Below are 19,568 nucleotides of genomic sequence, written 5' to 3'. Positions count from 1 at the left end.
CGGCTACACCGCGAGCACCGTCAGCGCAGATCATATTCGAGCACCGTTCCGAAGGGTATGTGAGTGTCGGCTCCCACCTCCTCCGCGACCGTCGACGAGACCCCGGCCACGCCCGTGGCCGCCGCGGTCCAGTCCCTGCTGGCCAAATCCCAGGACCAAGCCGTTTCCAGCGACGACGTGCGGCGCGCCTGCGAGGGCGCCAAGGTGCCGGAGGGCGACCTGAAGAAGGTCGTCCGGGCCCTGATCGAGAAGGGCGTCGTGGTCGCCGTGGTCGGCGACGCAGCCGCCCCGATCGGTCGGACCAAGGCACGCAAGCAGGTGGCCGCGTCCACCTCGCCCAGCCGCACCGCGACCAGTTCCGTGCGCAAGGCGGACAAGCCGGAGGCGGGAGCGGGCGAGTCGTCCGCCGCCAAGCCGGCCGCGCCGGCCAAGAAGGCCGCGCCCGCCAAGAAGACCGCCGCGGCCAAGCCGGCCGGCGAGGACGGTGCGGCCAAGAAGGCCGCGCCGGCCAAGAAGACCGCGGCCAAGACGGCCGCCAAGGGCACCGCCGCGAAGCAGGGCTCGAAGTCCGCCGAGGACGAGCCGGACGAGGCGCTCGAGGGCGAGGAGGAGATCGACCTCGAGCTCGCCGCGGACGAGCTGCTCGAGGCCGCGGACGAGGCGGAAGCCGAGGCCGAGGTCGAGGAGTCGGCCGATCCGGCCGCCGGCGCGAAGAGCGAGGAGGAGAACGAAGAGGGCTTCGTTCTCTCCGACGACGACGAGGACGACGCCCCGGCGCAGCAGGTGGCCTCGGCCGGAGCCACGGCGGACCCGGTCAAGGACTACCTCAAGCAGATCGGCAAGGTCCCGCTGCTCAACGCCGAGCAGGAGGTCGAGCTCGCCAAGCGGATCGAGGCCGGCCTGTTCGCCGAGGAGAAGCTCAACTCCGGCGACCAGATGGACCCGCGCTTCCGCAACGAGCTCGAGATCATCGCCGAGGACGGCCGCCGCGCCAAGAACCACCTGCTCGAGGCGAACCTGCGCCTCGTGGTCTCGCTGGCCAAGCGCTACACCGGTCGCGGCATGCTGTTCCTGGACCTGATCCAGGAGGGCAACCTCGGTCTGATCCGCGCGGTGGAGAAGTTCGACTACACCAAGGGCTACAAGTTCTCCACGTACGCGACCTGGTGGATCCGGCAGGCGATCACCCGCGCCATGGCCGACCAGGCCCGCACCATCCGCATCCCGGTGCACATGGTCGAGGTCATCAACAAGCTCGCCCGCGTGCAGCGGCAGATGCTCCAGGACCTCGGCCGCGAGCCCACGCCGGAGGAGCTGGCCAAGGAACTCGACATGACCCCGGAGAAGGTCATCGAGGTGCAGAAGTACGGCCGCGAGCCGATCTCCCTGCACACCCCGCTCGGCGAGGACGGCGACAGCGAGTTCGGCGACCTGATCGAGGACTCCGAGGCGGTCGTGCCGGCCGACGCGGTCTCCTTCACGCTGCTGCAGGAGCAGCTGCACTCGGTGCTCGACACGCTCTCCGAGCGCGAGGCCGGCGTGGTCTCGATGCGCTTCGGCCTGACCGACGGGCAGCCCAAGACGCTGGACGAGATCGGCAAGGTCTACGGGGTCACGCGTGAGCGGATCCGGCAGATCGAGTCGAAGACGATGTCCAAGCTGCGCCACCCGTCCCGCTCGCAGGTTCTGCGCGACTACCTCGACTGATCGGGACCGATGCGGCGTGGACGCCGCTGAAGCCCGCGTGAACCCCTTCCGAGGGGCTGCACGCGGGCTTCGCCGCGTCCGCGCCGTTGCCGGCCTCCGGGAGCCGAGCGGGGCCGAGCCGAGCGGGGCCGGGCCGGGCCCAGCCGCACGCGGCGTGCCCGGTGCGCACGGCACGAAGCACAAAACCCCCGCGACCCGGGCGGGTCGCGGGGGTGGTGCTGCCTAGAGAGGCACAGCCTTTGCCCAGAAAGGTAGCGTCACATTCTGGCGAGCTGGAAGCCTACCGGGCGTCGGTGAGCTTGTCGGTCTCGTCGTGGATGTCCGCCGCGATGGAACGGAGGCTCTCCTCGTACTTCTTGCCGTGGTGGGCGCAGAACAGGAGCTCTCCGCCGGAGGCAAGGGTGACGCGGAGGTATGCCTGAGCGCCACAACGGTCGCAACGATCGAGGGCGGTCAGGGGGGCCGTGGGAGTGAGGACAGCGGTCACGTCAGCTCCTTCTTGCTGCGTCGGCGGTATTGCTACCCGGATCAACATCAAACCATCCCGTGAAGCCGTGTGCCCCGCCTCGGGGGCGATTTCCCGCCTCGTTCGCTCAGGGCGTACGGGCTATGGCCCCCTGCACGCGTGACCGCTACCTTAGGGAGCCGAACGGTCGCTCAGGGTACTGTCCGGAAAGGGTTTTTCCGACGGTCTTGTCGGCATCTGTGCGCCGTCCGGCGCGATGAGACGGGTGCGGGCGTTGTCCGGGGCAGCCGCTACGCTGGGCAGCGCAGAAAACGCCGACGAGGGCGTCCGCAGAGGGAGGAAGACGTGGCAGCCACTAGTCCCGAGTACACCGCAGCGCACCTGCTGGTGCTGGAGGGGCTGGAGGCGGTGCGCAAGCGGCCCGGTATGTACATCGGCTCGACCGACAGCCGCGGCCTGATGCACTGCGTGTGGGAGATCATCGACAACGCGGTGGACGAGGCGCTGGCCGGCTTCGGCGATCAGATCGAGGTCTACCTGCACGCGGACGGCTCGGTGGCCGTGCACGACCACGCCCGCGGCATCCCGGTGGACGTGGAGCCCAAGACCGGCCTGGCCGGCGTCGAGGTCGTCATGACCAAGCTGCACGCGGGCGGCAAGTTCGGCGGCGGCTCCTACGCGGCCTCCGGCGGTCTGCACGGCGTGGGCGCCTCCGTGGTCAACGCGCTCTCCCAGCGTCTCGACGTCGAGGTGGACCGGGACGGCTCGACCTACTCCATCTCCTTCCGCCGCGGCGTGCCCGGGGTGTTCGAGGGGGAGGGGCCGGAGGCGGCGTTCACCGGGCGCTCCGGCATGGACAAGTCCCGCCGCTCGGCGAAGAAGGCCGAGGTCACCGGCACCCGCGTCCGCTACTGGGCGGACCGGCAGATCTTCCTGAAGGAAGCCAAGATCTCGCTGGAGGAGCTCTACAGCCGGGCCCGGCAGACCGCCTTCCTGGTGCCGGGGCTGACCATCGAGGTGCACGACGAGCGCGGCGAGGAGCCGACCGTCGAGTCCTTCCACTACGCCGGCGGCATCTCCGAGTTCTGCGACTTCCTGGCGCCGGACCGGCCGGTCACCGACACCCTGCGGCTGACCGGCGACGGCACCTTCACCGAGACGGTGCCGGTGCTCGACGAGTCCGGGCACATGGTGCCCACGGACGTGGAGCGCCGGCTCGAGGTGGACGTGGCGCTGCGCTGGGGCACCGAGTACGACACCGTGCTCAAGTCCTTCGTGAACATCATCATCACGCCCAAGGGCGGCACCCACGTCACCGGCTTCGAGCGGGCCCTGGTCAAGACGGTCAACGAGCAGCTGCGCGCGGCCAAGCTGTTGCGCGTCAACGACGACCCGGTCACCAAGGACGACATCCTCGAGGGCCTGACCACGGTGATCACGGTCCGGCTGTCCGAGCCGCAGTTCGAGGGCCAGACCAAGGAGGTGCTCGGCACCCCGGCGGCCGCCCGGATCGTCGCGAACGTGGTGTCCGACCAGCTCAAGGCGTTCCTGACGGCCACCGACAAGAACCGCAAGCCGCAGGCCCGCACGGTGCTGGAGAAGATCGTCGCGGCCGCCAAGACCCGGATCGCGGCCCGGCAGCACAAGGAGACCCAGCGCCGGAAGAACGCGCTGGAGACCTCGGCGCTGCCGGCGAAGCTGGCGGACTGCCGCTCGGACGACGTCGAGCGCTCCGAGCTGTTCATCGTCGAGGGCGACTCGGCGCTGGGCACCGCGAAGCTGGCCCGGGACTCGGAGTTCCAGGCGCTGCTGCCGATCCGCGGCAAGATTCTGAACGTGCAGAAGTCCTCGGTCGCGGACATGCTCAAGAACGCCGAGTGCGCCGCCATAATCCAGGTGCTCGGCGCGGGCACCGGGCGCTCGTTCGACCTCGACGCCGCGCGCTACGGCCGGGTGATCATGATGGCGGACGCGGACGTGGACGGCTCGCACATCCGTACCCTGCTGCTCACGCTCTTCTTCCGCTACATGCGGCCGATGGTCGAGGCGGGCCGGGTGTTCGCGGCCGTGCCGCCGCTGCACCGGATCGAGGTGATCGGGCAGGGCCGGGCGAAGAACGAGTACATCTACACCTACACCGACCAGGAGATGAAGACGGTCACGACCGATCTGGCCAAGCGGGGCAAGCGGATCAAGGACCCGGTGCAGCGGTACAAGGGCCTCGGCGAGATGGACGCGGACCAGCTCGCGGAGACCACGATGGACCCGCGCCACCGGATGCTGCGCCGCATCACCCTGTCCGACGCCGAGGCCGCCGACCGGATCTTCGACCTGCTGATGGGCTCGGACGTGGCCCCGCGCCGCGACTACATCATCAACTCGGCGGGGATGCTCGACCGTTCCACCATCGACGCCTGATCCCCCCTTGCTCCACCTGTGACCCAAGCCTTCGCGGCGGCGCCCCTCGGGGACGCCGCCGCGAGGGTTTTCGGGCTCAGCCCGCCACGGTCGCTTCGGCCGCGGCCGGTTCCGCCGGGGTCTCGTCGGAGTCGGCCTCGCTCAGCCCGTAGCGCCGGTGCAGGCGGCGCAGCGGGGCCGGCGCCCACCAGGCCGCGTCGCCCAGCAGCGCCATGGTCGCGGGCACGAGCAGCATCCGCATCAGGGTGGCGTCGATGAGCACCGCCAGGGTCAGACCGAGGCCGATCTGGCCGATCACCGCGTTGCCGCCGGCCATGAAGCAGCCGAAGACGACCGCGATCAGCACCGCCGCGCTGGTCACGATCCGCCCGCTGCGCTGCAGGCCCAGCGCGACGGCGGCCCGCGGCCGGCCGGGATCGGCCAGATAGGCCTCGCGGACCCGGCCCAGGATGAAGATCTCGTAGTCCATGGCCAGGCCGAAGGCGATCGCGGCGACGCACGGCACGGTGACCAGGTCGAGCGAGCCGAGACCGGTGGTGCCGAACAGGCCGGCGCCGTGGCCCTGCTGGAAGACCAGCGTCACGATGCCGAGCGCGGCGCCGAGCGAGAGCCCGGTGGTGATCAGGGTCTTGATCGGGATGAGCAGCGAGCCGGTGAAGGCGAACAGCAGGGCGAGGATGGTCAGGCAGACGAAGCCGATCGCCCAGGGCGCGCCGGCCCGGAGCATGCCCTCGAAGTCGAGGACCTGCGCCGGCGTGCCGGTGACCTGGACGTCCAGATCACCGCGGTCGGCGCGGATCTCGCGCACCAGGGCCAGCCCGGAGGTCGAGGCGTCGCCGCCCGAGGGGGCGAGCTCGACCAGGGTGCCGCCGGACGCCAGCGGCGTGCTGGTGGCGGCGGCCACCTGCGGCAGGGTGCTGATCCGGCTGGCGAATCGGGAGTACTGCGGGCCCGTGCCGCGGACGAGGACCTCGACCGGGCTGCTCGAGGAACTGCCGAAATGGGCCGTGGCGGCGGTGAACTCCTGCCTGCCCTCGGTCGAGGACGGGAGCCAGCGCGCGTCCCCGTTGGACAGGTGCAGGCCGCCCAGCGGCACCGCCAGCGCCACCAGCAGCGCCGTGAAGACCACCACCACGCCGACGCGCAGCTTCGCCGCGAGGTTCGCCAGGCGGGTGAACACGCCGGTGTCCCGGCTCTCCTGCTGCCTGATCTTCAAGCCGCACAGCGCGAGCAGCGCCGGGAGCAGGGTGAGCGCGGCCAGCATGTCGACCAGCACGACGGAAGCGGTGGCGAGGCCGATGGATCGCAGAAAGCTGTTGTCGAAGAAGCACAGGCCCAGCGAGCTGATCGTGACGGTCAGGCCGGAGAAGAGCACGGTGCGCCCGGCGCCGGCGGCCGCCCGCGCGGCGGCGACGCGCTTGTCCCAGGTCCGCTGCCGCTCCTCGCGGAACCGGCTGACGATCAGCAGGCTGTAGTCCACCCCCACGCCGAGCCCGATCATCGTGACGATCGTCAACGCGTACTGCGAAAGCGAGGTCAGGTGGCTGAAACCCAGCAGGATCAGCAGCGAGCTGGAGATGCCGGCCAGCGAGACGGCGAGCGGCAGCAGCCCGGCCAGGAAGCTGCCGAAGACCAGGAACAGGCCGATCAGGATGATCGGCAGGGAGAGCTCCTCGGCCAGCTGCAGCGACTTCTTGATGCCGTGGTTCATCTGCTGGTTGAGCAGCGGTCCGCCGCTGACGTACACCTGCGGCGCGCTGATCTGGTGGAAGCGGTCGTACACGGCGTCGAGCGCGTTGCCCTCGGCGTCATCGGAGAGGTCCGCCGCGAAGGCGACCTTCACCGCCAGGGCTTGGCCGTCACGGGAGACGCCGTCCGGATAAGGGGTGCTGACGGCGGTCACGCCGGGGATTGCGCGCACGGCCGTCACAGCGGCGTCCACCTGGGCGCGCACACCGCTCGCGGTCACCTCCGTCCCGGCGACGAGCGCGGTGATCTGGTCGCCCTCCGGGTCGTGCGCGGAGAGGAACCGGCCGGCCTGGTACGACTCGCTCGCGGTGACGTTGGTTCCGTTGCCGTCGAAGCGGGAGGTGACCTGGCCGCCCACGGCGAGGCCGATCAGGATGACGATCAGCCAACTGACGCAGAGCAGCGCGGGGCGCCGGGTGGAGAGCCGGCCGAGTCGCGCGGCGACGGAGTTCTGGATGCTGGGCATGGCGCACAGCGTCGCCGATCAGGGCCCTGGTCCACCTCCCTCGGCCGAGTGGACTTGGCGCCTCGCCCGCGCGGGGGAGGGGAAAACACCCTAGGGGGCGACCGGCCGGCTCGGCAGCGTCCGCCAGGCGACCCAGGCCAGCAGCGCCGCCAGCGGCAGCTCCACGACGCAGGCCATGGTGAGCGACTCCGCGTAAGCCCACTGCGGCGCGGCCGACATCGCGTCGAACCACGCGTCCATGCACAGCACCGCCGCGGTGGCGGCCGCGGCCGGGCTGGTGGCGCGGTGGTCGCGGTGCAGCATTGACGCCACGACGGCCAGGCAGCAGGCCTCGAGGATGTCCAAGCCGATCCAGGACGAGCCGAGGCTGCGCTTGCCGGCGGCTCCGTGCTCCTGCCATATCAGGACGCCGATCCACGGGACGAGCAGCGCGCCGCAGACGACGAAGAGCAGCGAGAGGCGCCGCCGAACGGTCTCGGTCACGGCTCTTCGGCCCGCTGTCCGGCCTGCACGAGGCCGGATTCATAGGCGTAGACGACGGCGTGGATGCGGTCGCGCAGGTGCAGCTTGGACAGGACGTTGCCGACGTGCGTCTTGACCGTGTGCTCGCTGACCACGAACTCGGCGGCGATCTCGGCGTTGGACAGGCCGCGGGCGAGCAGCTTGAGCGTCTCCAGTTCGCGGGTGGTGAGCTGCGATATGGCCGCGTCCGGCGGGAAGGCCGCGGCGGCCGCCCGCTCCGGGCGCCGGGCGAACTGCTCGATCAGCCGCTTCGTCACGCTGGGCGCCAGCAGCGCCTCGCCGCCGTGCACCACCCGCACCGCGTGGACCAGGTCGTCCCGGCGCACGTCCTTGAGCAGGAAGCCGCTCGCTCCGGCCTGCAGCGCCGTGTAGACGTAGTCGTCGATGTCGAAGGTGGTCAGCATGATGGCTCTCGTGCCGCCCTTGCCGCAGATGCGCCGGGCCGCCTCGAGGCCGTCGAGTTCGGGCATGCGCACGTCGAGCAGCGCTATGTCGGCCTGGGTGCGCGCGACCGCGTCGACGGCTTCGAGGCCGTTGGCGGCCTCGGCGACGACCTCGATGTCCGGCTGCGCGTCCAGAATCATCCCGAACCCCGCCCGGACCAGCTCCTGGTCGTCGGCCACGACCACCTTTATCGCCACCCTGACAGCCTAACCGGCCGCCGCCGGTACGCGCACCAGGACCTCGAACCCGGCCCCGCCCACGCCCGGGCCGGTGTGCACCGTCCCGCCGCAGGCCTCTATCCGTTCCCTGATGCCGATCAGCCCGCGCCCGGGTGTGCCGGGCTTCGGGCCCGCGCCGTCGTCGGTCACGCGCACGGTCAACGCCTGTGCGCTCCAGTCCAGCCGCAGTTCGGCCCGCTCCGCCCGGGCGTGCTTGAGCATGTTGGTGAAGGCCTCCTGCACGGTCCGGTAGACCGCCACCTCGGTGTCCGGGGGCAGCGGCGCCGGGGCGCCCTCGACCACCATCCGCACGTCGATCTTCGCCGACCGCAGCGTGTCCACCAGCCGCGGCAGCTCGGCCACGGTCGGCTGCGGCGTCAAGGCGAGCGCGTCGCCGTCCCGGAGCACGCCGAGCATGCGGCGCAGCTGGGCCAGGGCGTCCCGGCCGCCGTCGGAGATCGCGTCGAAGGCCTTCTCCGCCTTCTTCGCATCCTGCTGCACCACCGCCGCTCCCGCCTCGGCCTGCACGATCATCAGGCTGACCGCGTGCGCGAGGATGTCGTGCATGTCCCGGGCGATCCGGGTGCGCTCCTCGGCGGCGGCCTGCGCGGCCCGCGCCTCCACGGTCTGCTCGGCCTCGTGCGCGCGGTCCGCCATCAGCCGGGCCAGGTCCCGCTGCTGCGCCGCGAGCCGTCCGGCCACGAACATCATCACGGTGACCAGCGCGGAGATCACGGCCTTGCCGAAGCTCTGATCCACCACCACGAGGTTCATGCCGACGCATACGAGGGCGGTGAACCAGAATTTGAAGCCGTCGCAGTAGTACGCGACGGAGACCATCGCGATGTACAGCATGACCTGGCTGCTGTGGTTGTAGGTGACGGCCAGGTTGTACGGGATCGCGAGCGCCACCAGGCCCATGCCGCTCAGGTACAGCACCAGGAAGGGCGCCCGGCGCCGCCACAGCAGCGGGATCGGCAGGAGTGCCGCCAGCGGGAAGATCCACCACGGCCAGGGTCCGAGGCCGTCGCGGATGTTCATGGTGTTGGAGCTCGTCACGCCCCACATCAGCGCGCACTCGGACACCAGGACCACGACGGCGTCCACGGCGAGCGGCGGGAGCCGGTTGACGGCGCGAACCAGCTGCCGCGGCAACGTGGCGGCGAGAGAGGTCATAACCGGAAATGCTCGCCGACCCCGGGCCTCGGCCGCCTCCCCCGCACGGGGGATCTCGGCCGCGCTCATGACTCGCCCGAGCGGCTGAAGACGTCCGGAAGCCGGCTCACGCCAGCGTCTCGAGCTTGTCCAAACTGACCAGCCGCAACTCCAGCGGCGCGCCGAAGGCCTTGCCGCACGACTCCGGGCGCGGCTCGGCGGCCGCTGCCTCGCTGAGCACGGCACGGTAGCCGTCGTTGCGGACGCGGAGCAGGACTTCGTAGTGGTGCACGGCCTGGCCGCCCGTTGCGGCTTCCTGGCCGGCCAACCGCGATTCGCCGACCACGCTGACGAGGTTGGGGCCGAACTCCTGCAGTTCCTCGCGCAGGGCCAACTCGGCCGCCTGTCCGGGGCGTGACCAGGTGGAACGGCCCCGGCAGTGGCGGGTGACGACCTTGCCGGCGGCCGCCTTCCTCAGCAGCTCCCGCCCCTCGACCGGATCGCTCAGCCGGCCGTAGACGTATCCGGTGGGCAGGAGCAGCGCGGTCGGGGCGAAGCGGTGGCCGCCGAGGTGGTCGGTCTCCCAGACGTCCTCGGCGGGCGTGCGCGCGTCCGCGGCCAGCCAGTTCGCCAGCGCGCGTCCCGCCACCGCGCAGCAGGTGTCCCGCTTGCCGTTCGTGCACACCAGCAGGAGCGGGCCGCCCTCGTGCAGCGGCTTGCCGGGCACGTCGAAGTCCAGGTCCAGCAAGGTGTACGGATCGTTCGTGGCCCAGGACCACAGCAGCGTGCGCTCGAGGCGCGTGTCGGCGAAGAAGACCTGGCGCGGCGCGTCCGGATCGTGCTCGGCGTGTTGGCCCGGACGGCGGATCAGCGCGATCCGGACCCCGGCCGCCTCGGCCTTCCGGGTCAGCTCGTGGCCGAGCTCGGGCGGGAAGTGCGAGGAGGTCAGCGCGCGCGGGCCCCACGGCCCCGGCTGCTCCACGGCGAGCCAGCGCGGGGCCACCGGGGCGCTGCCGGCCAGCGGCTCCTCGAGCCGGGCGGAGGAGGCGCTGCAGGAGTCGTGGTCTGGCGCGGCGGCGTGGCTCAGCGGCATGACTTCAGCCTACGGGGCTCGGCGGCCGTAGTCGCGGACCGTTCCCAGGTAGCAAACGGGTTGGAAACGGGCATGATGGACATATCACCTGTTTCATCCGGGGGATGAACGAGGAGGCGATCGCTCATGACCTCCGTCCACCGCAACGACGAGGCTCATCGGGGCAAGCACCGCTGGTCGCGCCGGGGTTCCGGGTCGCAGACGGCCCCCGAACCCGATCCGGTCCACCCGCGGCCCAGGCGGGCGTCCGCGACGGCTGTCGCGGACAGGATGCGGCCGGCCGCGCGGCGTTCGGCGGCGAAGAGGGCTCCGGCCACGGCGGTCGCCATGGAGCGGACTCCGCACGATCCCGACTCCGGCATCGCCGCCGACCACGGCACCCCGGCCGTGCTCGAGCACCACGTGGTCGCGCTCAGCGTCGTCCCGGGCGACGAGCCGCTGCGGATGTGCACCGAGGAGGGCGAGTTCCCGCTGATCCCGCTGCAGGCGCAGGTGTGGGCGCGAGCCGGGCGGCTGACCGTGGTGACCCATGACGGCAGCGAGCACCGGCTGACCGTCCTAGGGGCCAGGGAGGGCGCAGACCTGCGCCTCGGCGATCGCTGGCCACGCGGCGAGCCGGAGTCCAAGGCCAGGCGCGCCGCCACGGCCGCCGCGCACGACGTCGGCAACGTGGTGACCTTCCCGGCCTGGCTCAATCGGACCACGCGCCGCAGCGGCGAGCGCAACGCGGCGATGCACGCCCTGGTCCGGCGGCTGCGCCAGGCCAGCCCGCAGACGCGCGTGTACTTCGGGCAGACGGTCGGCTTCGAGCACGGCGTGGGCGCCGCCACGGACGAGCGGGACCGCCCGTACGACCACCGCGGAATCGTGGGCAAGGAGGGTTACCCGGACGAGTTGTAGCCCGGCAGCGTCGCAGCCGAGCCGGGCGAAGCCGAGCAAGACAGCGAGCCGCGCCGACACATCGTGTGTCGGCGCGGCTCGCTGCTTTTTCGCTGTGCCTGTACCTGTGCCGAAGATCCGCGAATCGCCTATGCGAGAGTCGCGGACTCGGACGTCGAGGCGTCGCCCTGCCCGAGCGAACGCGGCAGGATCGTGAACAGCAGCCAGTAGAACAGGGCGGCCAGGACGAAGCCGACCTCGAAGGTGAGGTCGCCCAGCGCCGGGTGGCGGTGCGCCAGCCAGCCGGTGAAGTCGGTCTGGTTGGAGAACAACGGGATCGAGATCGCCATCGCCGCGGCCATCGCCACCACGCCCGCGATCGGGTTGTGCCGGCGGCCGTGCATCAGCTGCTCCACGTCCCGGCCCCGGCGCAGGAACTGGTCGGTGAAGAACACGCCCAGCCACGGGCCGATCCAGTACGCGATCACCAGCAGGAAGTTGTTGTACTTGCTGCCCGCGTCGCTCAGGCCGGACCAGGCCAGCAGGAAGCCGGCGACGCCGAAGACCACGGCGACCAGGGCCCGCCGAGCGGTGAGCGGAATCTTGATGCCCAGCGCCATGAAGGACATCGAGCCGGAGTAGACGTTGAGCGCGTTGGCGCACACCGCGCCGATGGCGATGCAGACCAGGGTGACGTCGCCGAGCCAGGGCGTGATGTGGTAGATGAACCCGGCCGTCGGGTCGGTGTCCCACACCCCGTCCGGCACCACGAGGGTGGCGGCGGCGGTGCCGGCGAGCTCCAGCAGGACGCAGGAGACGAACACGCCGAGCCCGGCCCACACCGCGACCGAGCGGCTGTTCTCGTTCTGCTTCAGGTAGCGGGTGTAGTCGGCGGCGTAGGGGTTCCAGCCCGCGGCGTAGCCGAAGGTGGCGCCGAGGGTGAGCAGGAAGCCGCCGATGCCGCCGCCCCCGCCGTTGAGCGCGGACGGGTGGCTCTCGCCGAGCAGGATCACCGAGACGACCACGAAGACCAGCGCCAGCAGCGGGAAGGCGAGCCGCTCGAACGCGTGCACCAGGTTGTGCCCGAAGAACGCGATGGCGATCTGCGCCACCGTGATCAGCAGCAGGCAGGGCACCTCGTGCCAGCCGGTCAGCGCGGACAGGGCCAGGGTGCCGCTGACCGAGTTGACCGCGAACCAGCCCACTCCGGCGACCAGGGCATTGATACCCGCGGGCAGGATGTTGCCGAAGCGGCCGAAGGATATTCGGGACAGGATCATCTGCGGCACGCCGTGGCGCGGGCCGCGGGCGGAGAGCACGCCCAGGGAGAACGCGCCGAGCCCGGTGCCGAGCACGATGGCGAGCGCGGCCTGCAGGAAGGTCTCACCGAAGAACATCGGCAGCACGCCGACGAAGACCGTGGCGAACTCGAAGTTCGGCGAGGTCCAGGTCCAGAACAGGTTCAGCGGACGCCCGTGCCGCTCCGCCAGCGGGATGAACTCGGCGCCGCCCGGTTCGACGGCCGCCACCTTCGTGCCGTAGTCGCCTTCGCGTACCTCGGATAGGGGGATCGGTGCCGCTTCGGTGCCCGCCATGGTCTGCAGTCCTTCTGCCGGAAGCCGGGATGGGATGCGCGCAACGTAAAGGGACGGCGTTAACGCTGGATTGTGCTTTTGTTTCCGTCTCGTTTCGCACGCTGCTGTGACGCTGGTTACAGTGGGGGCGGCCGGAAAAGCGGTCACGCAGCGCGAGCACGCAGCGCCCGGGCGAGGTCGTCCCGCGCCTCGGACACCAGCCGCCGCAGCGCCGGGGCGTGCCCGGGCTCGGCCAGCCAGGCGTCGGCCCGGGCCAGGGTCGCCTCGTCCACGATCAGCTCCGGGAACGCCGCGCGGACCAGGGTCGAGGCGTTCTCGATGGTGCGCTCGGCCCAGATCCGGTCCAGCGCGGAGAAGTACCGCTCGGTGTAGGGCGCGATCAGCGGCAGCTGGTCGGCCCGGGCGAACCCGGAGAACACCGCGCGCAGCAGGTCCTTGGGCCAGTCGCGCCCGCCCTCGAAGAACTCCCAGACCTCCGCCTTGGCCTCCGGCGTCGGCCGCGCGGCCAGCGCCTCGGCGTGGTGGCGGTGCCCGGAGGCGGTGCGGTCCCGCTCCAGCTCGGCCTCGATCCGGTCGCCCCCGGCCCGGCCGGCCCCGGCCAGCGCGATCACGAACCGCCAGCGCAGATCCGCGTCCACGGCCAGGCCGGCGATCTCGCCGCGGCCCGCGAGCAGCGCCTCGAGCAGCTCGAAGTCCTCCGGCCGGCAGGCGTGCCCGGCGAAGAACCGGGCCCAGGCCAGCTGGTGGTCCGAGCCCGCCGGGGCCGCGCGCAGCTCCCGCAGCGCCATCGCCGCCACCGGCTCCCGGCGCGCGGCCCGGTCCTGCAGGGACAGGTAGTGGTCGATCACGTAAGAGGCCTGGCCGAGCAGGTTCTCCAGCACGCCGATCTTCGACTCGGCGGCCGCGTGCAGGTCCAGGAAATCCAGGAACCGGTTGCCGGGCAGCAGCCCGTCCCGGGTCATGTTCCACAGCGCCGACCACAGCAGCGAGCGCGGCATCGGGTCGCTGAAGGAGCTCAGGTACTCGTACGCGAAGGCGAGCTGGCCGGGGTTCAGGGTGAGCTTGCAGTACGTCAGGTCCTCGTCGTTGACCAGCACGAACTGGGCGTCGGCGACCTCGGCCGGCAGCGGCGTGCGCTCCTCGGTGACGTCGAGCTCCACCCGCTGCTCGCGCAGCACCCGGCCGGAGGCCTCGTGGAAGCGGTAGCCGCCGACGCCGATCCGATGCGGCCGGGGCCGGCCGTCGCCCTGCACGATCGTCTCGCCCGGCTCGTCGATACCCAGGGTATTGAGACCGCTCGTCTCCAGCCACGCCTTCGACCACGCGGACAGATCCCGGCCGGAGGTCTCCTCGAGCGCCGCGAGCAGGTCCCGCAGCGTGGTGTTGCCGTAGGCGTGCTGCCGGAAGTAGTGCCGGGCGCCCTCGAGGAAGGGCTCGACGCCCACGTACGCGGCCAGCTGCTTGAGCACCGAGGCGCCCTTGGCGTAGGTGATCCCGTCGAAGTTGAGCTTGGCGTCTTCGAGGTCGTCGATGGTCGCCACGATCGGGTGGGTGGTGGGCATCTGGTCCGCCCGGTAGGCCCAGGCCTTGCGCCGGTTGGCGAAGCTGACCCAGCCGTCGGTCCAGCCCGTCGCCGACACCAGGCTGTAGGTGCCCATGTAGTCGGCGAAGGACTCCTTGAGCCACAGATCGTCCCACCACTTCATGGTGACCAGATCGCCGAACCACATGTGCGCCATCTCGTGCAGGATCGTGGTCGCGCGCGCCTCGTACATGGCGTCGATCTGCTTGGAGCGGAAGACGAACTCCTCGGTGAAGGTCACGCAGCCCGGGTTCTCCATCGCGCCGAGGTTGTATTCGGGCACGAACGCCTGGTCGTACTTGCCGAAGGGGTACGGGTAGGCGAAGGCGTCGTGGAAGAAGTCCAGCCCGCGCTTGGTCACCTCGAAGATCGCCTCGTGGTCGAAGTCCTCGGAGAGCGAGGCCCGGCACAGCGCGTTGAGCGGGATCAGCAGGGTCGTGCCGTCCGGCAGCAGGTAGGTGTACTCGTCGCTGGCCACGTGGTACGGCCCGGCCACGACCGCGGTGAGGTAGGTGGAGATGCGCGCGGTGGGCGCGAAGGTCCAGTGCGCGACGCCGTCGCGCACCGGCGCCCGCCGCGCCGGCGCGGCGTTCCCGGAGATGTACCAGCCGGCCGGCACCTTGACGTCGAAAGTGAAGGATGCCTTGAGATCCGGCTGCTCGAAGTTCGCGTAGAGCCGCCGCGCGTCGGCCGGCTCGAACTGGGTGTAGAGGTAGACGAGCTGGTCGGCCGGGTCCTGGAAGCGGTGCAGCCCCTCGCCGGTGCGGCTGTACGCGCAGTCGGCCACGACCGTGACCTCGTTCGAGGCCTGCAACCGCGGCAGCTGCACCCGGCTGTCCGCGAAGGCCTCGGCCGGCGCGAGCTCGTGGCCGTTGAGCGTGATCGAGCGCACCGAGGGCGCGATCAGATCGAGGAAGGTGGAGGCGCCGGGCTCGGTGCAGGAGAAGCGGATCGTGCTGGTGGAGGTGAACGTGGGCGCGGACAGGTCGGCCGCGTTGCCCAGGTCCAGGGAGACCCGGTAGGACTCCACCTCCAGCAGTTCGGCCCGCCGCCGCGCCTCATCCCTGGTCAGATTCTTCCCCGGCATGGCACGGCTCCTTCGACGCGTCCTCGCGGTGGCTGATCACCGGCGTAATGGGTGCCATCCTGCCACGACCGGCGGCGTCTCAGCAGCCGGACGCGAAGGAGCCGGGGTGATGGTGGGAAGAAAACGGCGGAAAAAACAGCGGTGGCCCGCCGAGAACGGCGGGCCACCGGGGCGGAACCTGCAGAAGGCTGCGATCGACGCCGCTACTTCCGGCGGGCGATCTTGTTGCCGAGCCAGACCAGCGGGTCGTACTTGCGGTCGGCCACGCGCTCCTTCATCGGGATCAGGGCGTTGTCGGTGATCTTGATGTGCTCGGGGCAGACCTCGGTGCAGCACTTGGTGATGTTGCAGAAGCCGAGGCCGTGGTCCTCCTGCGCCTCGTTGCGGCGCTCCCGGCCGTCGAGCGGGTGCATGTCGAGCTCGGCGACGCGCATCAGGAAGCGCGGTCCGGCGAAGTGCTCCTTGTTGTCCTCGTGGTCACGCACGGCGTGGCACGTGTTCTGGCACAGGAAGCACTCGATGCACTTGCGGAACTCCTGCGAGCGGTCGACGTCGACCTGCTGCATCCGGTACTCGCCGGGCTTCAGATCCGCCGGCGGCTCGAACGCGGCGACCTCGCGAGCCTTGGTGTAGTTGAACGAGACGTCCGTCACCAGGTCCCTTATGACCGGGAAGGTGCGCAGCGGAGTGACCGTGACGGTCTCCTCCTCGGTGAAGGTGGACATCCGCGTCATGCACATCAGCCGCGGGACGCCGTTGACCTCGGCCGAGCAGGAACCGCACTTGCCCGCCTTGCAGTTCCAGCGCACCGCCATGTCCGGCGCCTGCGTCGCCTGCAGCCGGTGGATGATGTCGAGGACGACTTCGCCCTCGTTCACCTCCACCGCGTAGTCCTCCAGCGAGCCCGCCCCGGCGTCGCCGCGCCAGACCTTGAACTTGGCCTTGTAGCTCACTTCGCACCTTCCTCGCCGTCGGCGGACACGTCCTGCGCCGACTCGGTGGCGTCGGCCTCCGCCTGGGCCGGGATCTGCGCGGATTGGCCGGCCTCGGCCTCGACTTCAGCCTCAGCCTCAGCCTCAGCCTCAGCCTCAGCCTCAGCCTCAGCCTCAGCCTCAGCCTCAGCCTCAGCCTCAGCCTCAGCCTCGGTCTCGGTCTGGGTCTGGGTCTCGGCTTCGGTCTCGGTCTCGGTCTCGGTCTGGGTCTCGGTCTCGGTCTCGGTCTGGGTCTCGGCTTCGGTCTCGGTCTCGGTCTCGGTCTGGGTCTCGGCTTCGGTCTCGGTCTCGGTGTCGGCTTCGGTCTCGGTCTCGACTTCGACCTCAGCCTCAGGCTCGGCCTCGACCACTTCGGCTTCGGCCTCGACGGCCTCGGTCTCGACCTTGTCCTCGACCTTGTCCTCGGCCGGCTCCGCGCCGGGCAGCCCGACGAGCTCCTCGTCGGTCATGTACTTCTTCAGCTCCGAGACCTCGAACAGCTCGAGCAGGTCGCGCCGGAGCGCTGGGACCGGCTTGTGCTCCAGCCGCGCCCGGCCCTGCTCGTCCAGCGAGCACACCAGGTTGACCTTCCGCCAGGTCGCCGACATGGCCGGGTAGTCCTCGCGGGTGTGGCCGCCGCGCGACTCCTGCCGCTCCAGCGCGGCCCTGGAGACGCAGTCCGAGACCAGCAGCATGTTGCGCAGGTCCAGGGCCAGGTGCCAGCCCGGGTTGAAGGTGCGGCTGCCGGGGGCCGACAGCTTCTCCCGCCGCTCCCGGAACTCGCCCAACTTGTCGATCGCGGTCTGCACCTCGTGCTCCCGCCGGATGATGCCGACCAGGTCGTTCATGGTCTGCTGCAGCTCGGAGTGCACCGTGTACGGGTTCTCACCCGACTCGTTCACCAGCGGCTCGAGCGCCTCGGTCCGGGCCGCGGCCACGTCCCCGTCGGCCACCTCGGGGCGAGCGCCGGCCGCGATCGCGCCGACGTACTCGGCCGCGCCGAGACCCGCCCGGCGGCCGAAGACCAGCAGGTCGGAGAGCGAGTTGCCGCCGAGCCGGTTCGAGCCGTGCATACCGCCGGCCACCTCGCCCGCGGCGAACAGGCCCGGCACCGTCGACGCGGCGGTGTCCGGGTCGACCTCGACCCCGCCCATGACGTAGTGGCAGGTCGGACCGACCTCCATCGGCTCCGCGGTGATGTCGACGTCCGCCAGCTCCTTGAACTGGTGGTACATCGAGGGCAGCCGCCGGCGCACCTCGTCGGCCGGCAGCCGCGAGGCGATGTCCAGGAACACGCCGCCGTGCGGGGTGCCGCGGCCGGCCTTGACCTCGGAGTTGATCGACCGGGCCACCTCGTCGCGCGGCAGCAGCTCCGGCGGACGGCGGTTGTGGTCCGGGTCGGTGTACCAGCGGTCCGCCTCCTCCTCGGTCTCCGCGTACTGCTTGCGGAAGACGTCCGGGACGTAGTCGAACATGAACCGCTTGCCTTCCGAGTTGCGCAGCACACCGCCGTCGCCGCGCACCGACTCGGTCACCAGGATGCCCTTGACCGAAGGCGGCCAGACCATGCCGGTGGGGTGGAACTGGATGCACTCCATGTTGATCAGCGTGGCGCCGGCGAGCAGCGCGAGCGCGTGGCCGTCGCCGGTGTACTCCCACGAGTTCGAGGTCACCTTGTACGACTTGCCGATGCCGCCGGTCGCCAGCACCACCGCGGGCGCCTTGAACAGCACGAACTGGCCGTCCTCGCGCCGGTAGCCGAACGCGCCGGCGATCCGGTCGCCGTCCTTGAGCAGCCGGGTGACGGTGTACTCGGCGAAGACCTTGATCCGGGCCTCGTAGTCGCCGTGCTCCTTGAAGTCCTTCTGCTGGAAGGAGACCACGGCCTGCTGCAGCGTCCTGATGAGCTCGAGCCCGGTCCGGTCGCCGACGTGGGCGAGCCGCGGGTATTCGTGCCCGCCGAAGTTGCGCTGGGAGATCTTGCCGTCCTTGGTCCGGTCGAAGAGCGCGCCCCACTCCTCGAGCTCCCAGACCCGGTCCGGCGCCTCCTTCGCGTGCAGCTCCGCCATCCGCGGGTTGTTGAGGAACTTCCCGCCGCGCATGGTGTCGCGGAAGTGCACCTGCCAGTTGTCGTTGCTGTTCACATTGCCCATGGCCGCCGCGGCACCGCCCTCGGCCATGACCGTGTGCGCCTTGCCGAACAGCGACTTGCAGATCACCGCGACACTGCGGCCCTGCGCGCGTGCCTCGATCGCGGCTCGCAGACCGGCGCCGCCCGCGCCGATCACCACGACGTCGTACTCATACGTGAGAATGTCAGTGGACATATACGATCGGCCGATCTAGAAGAACTTGGGGTCGGTGAATACGTTCGCGGCGACCAGCCAGACGTACAGGTCGGTCAGCGCGACGCCGAACAGCGAGGCCCAGGCCAGCTGCATGTGACGGGTGTTGAGCTTGGACACGACGGTCCAGGCCTTGTAGCGCACCGGGTGCTTCGAGAAGTGCTTGAGCCGGCCGCCCATGATGTGCCGGCACGAGTGGCACGAAGCCGTGTACAGCCACAGCAGCGTCGCGTTCGCCAGCAGCACCAGCGTGCCGAGGCCCATGTGGCCCCAGGCCCCGGCCGCGTTGCGGAAGCCGAGGATCGCGTCCCAGGTCAGGATCACGTTGAAGAGCGAGGCCGCGACGAAGAAGTAGCGGTGCGAGTTCTGGAAGATCAGCGGGAAGCGCGTCTCGCCGGAGTACTTCCCGTGCGGCTCGGCCACCGCGCAGGCCGGCGGCGACTGCCAGAAGGCCCGGTAGTAGGCCTTCCGGTAGTAGTAGCAGGTCATCCGGAAGCCCAGCGGGAAGATCAGGATCAGCAGCGCCGGGGACAGGTTGCCCCACCACGAGCCGATGATGTGCACCTCGCCCGCGCCCGGCATCGGCTTGCAGTTCGCGGAGATGCACGGGGAGTAGAACGGGGAGATGTACGGCGAGGAGTAGTAATCCGCGTTCTGGAACGCCCGGAACGTGGCGTAGGCGATGAACGCCAGGAAGATGACGAAGGTGATCAGCGGGCTGACCCAGTAGCGGTCTGTCCGCAGCGTCGGTTGTTCGATCTCTGCCCTCGTACGCGAGGGCGATGCGGTACCGGTGCTCATGCTTGTGGAAGCTCCTGCGGCTGTGAAGGAGCCGGGCGGCTATGCGTCGTCGGCAGCAACGCACTCTAGT

The 19,568-nt window shown here is 70.5% G+C and carries 13 protein-coding genes and 1 pseudogene; 3 read left to right on the top strand and 11 right to left on the bottom strand.

Annotated elements, in window-relative coordinates:
• Positions 1 to 63: 63 nt before the first annotated feature.
• A complete protein-coding gene (locus tag ACTRO_RS21290) occupies positions 64 to 1,707 on the top strand; it encodes an RNA polymerase sigma factor (RefSeq protein WP_342673732.1) in 1,644 nt (547 codons plus the stop codon).
• A gap of 280 nt (positions 1,708 to 1,987) precedes the next feature.
• Here ACTRO_RS21290 and ACTRO_RS21285 read toward each other — a convergent pair whose 3' ends face one another.
• Entirely contained in the window at positions 1,988 to 2,194 is a 207-nt protein-coding gene (locus ACTRO_RS21285) for a DUF7455 domain-containing protein (protein WP_034265588.1), read from the bottom strand.
• Between the two features lie 324 nt (positions 2,195 to 2,518).
• On the opposite strand from ACTRO_RS21285, the gene ACTRO_RS21280 reads away from it, so the two are divergent.
• A complete protein-coding gene (locus tag ACTRO_RS21280; RefSeq protein WP_034265585.1) occupies positions 2,519 to 4,591 on the top strand; it encodes a DNA gyrase/topoisomerase IV subunit B in 2,073 nt (690 codons plus the stop codon).
• Positions 4,592 to 4,667: 76 nt separating this feature from the next.
• Here the strand turns inward: ACTRO_RS21280 and ACTRO_RS21275 are convergent, their stop codons facing one another.
• From ACTRO_RS21275 to ACTRO_RS21255, 5 genes are all read right to left on the bottom strand, one after another.
• Positions 4,668 to 6,806 carry an MMPL family transporter gene (locus tag ACTRO_RS21275; RefSeq protein ID WP_034265583.1) on the bottom strand — a complete coding sequence of 713 codons (2,139 nt, stop codon included), beginning with the start codon at positions 6,804 to 6,806 and terminating at the stop codon, positions 4,668 to 4,670.
• A 90-nt stretch (positions 6,807 to 6,896) separates the two neighbouring features.
• Positions 6,897 to 7,289, bottom strand: coding sequence for a hypothetical protein (locus ACTRO_RS21270; protein WP_051451155.1), 393 nt, complete (start codon positions 7,287 to 7,289; stop codon positions 6,897 to 6,899).
• The gene (locus ACTRO_RS21265) at positions 7,286 to 7,969 is read right to left on the bottom strand and encodes a response regulator (RefSeq protein WP_034265580.1); all 684 of its coding nucleotides are present in this window, start codon (positions 7,967 to 7,969) and stop codon (positions 7,286 to 7,288) included. The genes ACTRO_RS21270 and ACTRO_RS21265 overlap by 4 nt, the downstream gene beginning before the upstream one ends.
• Positions 7,970 to 7,978: 9 nt before the next feature.
• Entirely contained in the window at positions 7,979 to 9,166 is a 1,188-nt protein-coding gene (locus ACTRO_RS21260; protein WP_034265578.1) for a sensor histidine kinase, read from the bottom strand.
• A gap of 106 nt (positions 9,167 to 9,272) precedes the next feature.
• On the bottom strand, positions 9,273 to 10,238 hold the full coding sequence (locus ACTRO_RS21255; protein ID WP_051451154.1) for a ferredoxin family protein: 966 nt from the start codon (positions 10,236 to 10,238) through the stop codon (positions 9,273 to 9,275).
• A gap of 126 nt (positions 10,239 to 10,364) precedes the next feature.
• Here ACTRO_RS21255 and ACTRO_RS21250 point away from each other — a divergent pair, with 126 nt between their 5' ends.
• Complete coding sequence (locus tag ACTRO_RS21250) at positions 10,365 to 11,138, top strand: hypothetical protein (protein WP_157436356.1); 774 nt, start codon at positions 10,365 to 10,367, stop codon at positions 11,136 to 11,138.
• 128 nt (positions 11,139 to 11,266) lie between these two features.
• Here the strand turns inward: ACTRO_RS21250 and ACTRO_RS21245 are convergent, their stop codons facing one another.
• The 5 genes and pseudogenes from ACTRO_RS21245 to ACTRO_RS21220 form a co-directional block, all read right to left on the bottom strand.
• Positions 11,267 to 12,712, bottom strand: a complete 1,446-nt coding sequence (locus ACTRO_RS21245) for a purine-cytosine permease family protein (protein ID WP_063628047.1) — start codon at positions 12,710 to 12,712, stop codon at positions 11,267 to 11,269.
• Positions 12,713 to 12,855: 143 nt separating this feature from the next.
• Positions 12,856 to 15,381, bottom strand: a complete 2,526-nt coding sequence (gene pepN / locus ACTRO_RS21240; RefSeq protein WP_034265573.1) for an aminopeptidase N — start codon at positions 15,379 to 15,381, stop codon at positions 12,856 to 12,858.
• Positions 15,382 to 15,584: 203 nt separating this feature from the next.
• Entirely contained in the window at positions 15,585 to 16,334 is a 750-nt protein-coding gene (locus ACTRO_RS21235; RefSeq protein WP_034265571.1) for a succinate dehydrogenase/fumarate reductase iron-sulfur subunit, read from the bottom strand.
• Between the two features lie 470 nt (positions 16,335 to 16,804).
• Positions 16,805 to 18,679: pseudogene (locus tag ACTRO_RS21225) on the bottom strand (fumarate reductase/succinate dehydrogenase flavoprotein subunit); the annotation flags it as partial.
• 15 nt (positions 18,680 to 18,694) lie between these two features.
• Positions 18,695 to 19,498, bottom strand: coding sequence for a hypothetical protein (locus ACTRO_RS21220; RefSeq protein ID WP_034265570.1), 804 nt, complete (start codon positions 19,496 to 19,498; stop codon positions 18,695 to 18,697).
• Positions 19,499 to 19,568: the final 70 nt, after the last annotated feature.

Source organism: Actinospica robiniae DSM 44927, from assembly GCF_000504285.1.
Lineage (GTDB): Bacteria > Actinomycetota > Actinomycetes > Streptomycetales > Catenulisporaceae > Actinospica > Actinospica robiniae.
This window is presented reverse-complemented; position numbering and strand designations above follow the sequence as displayed.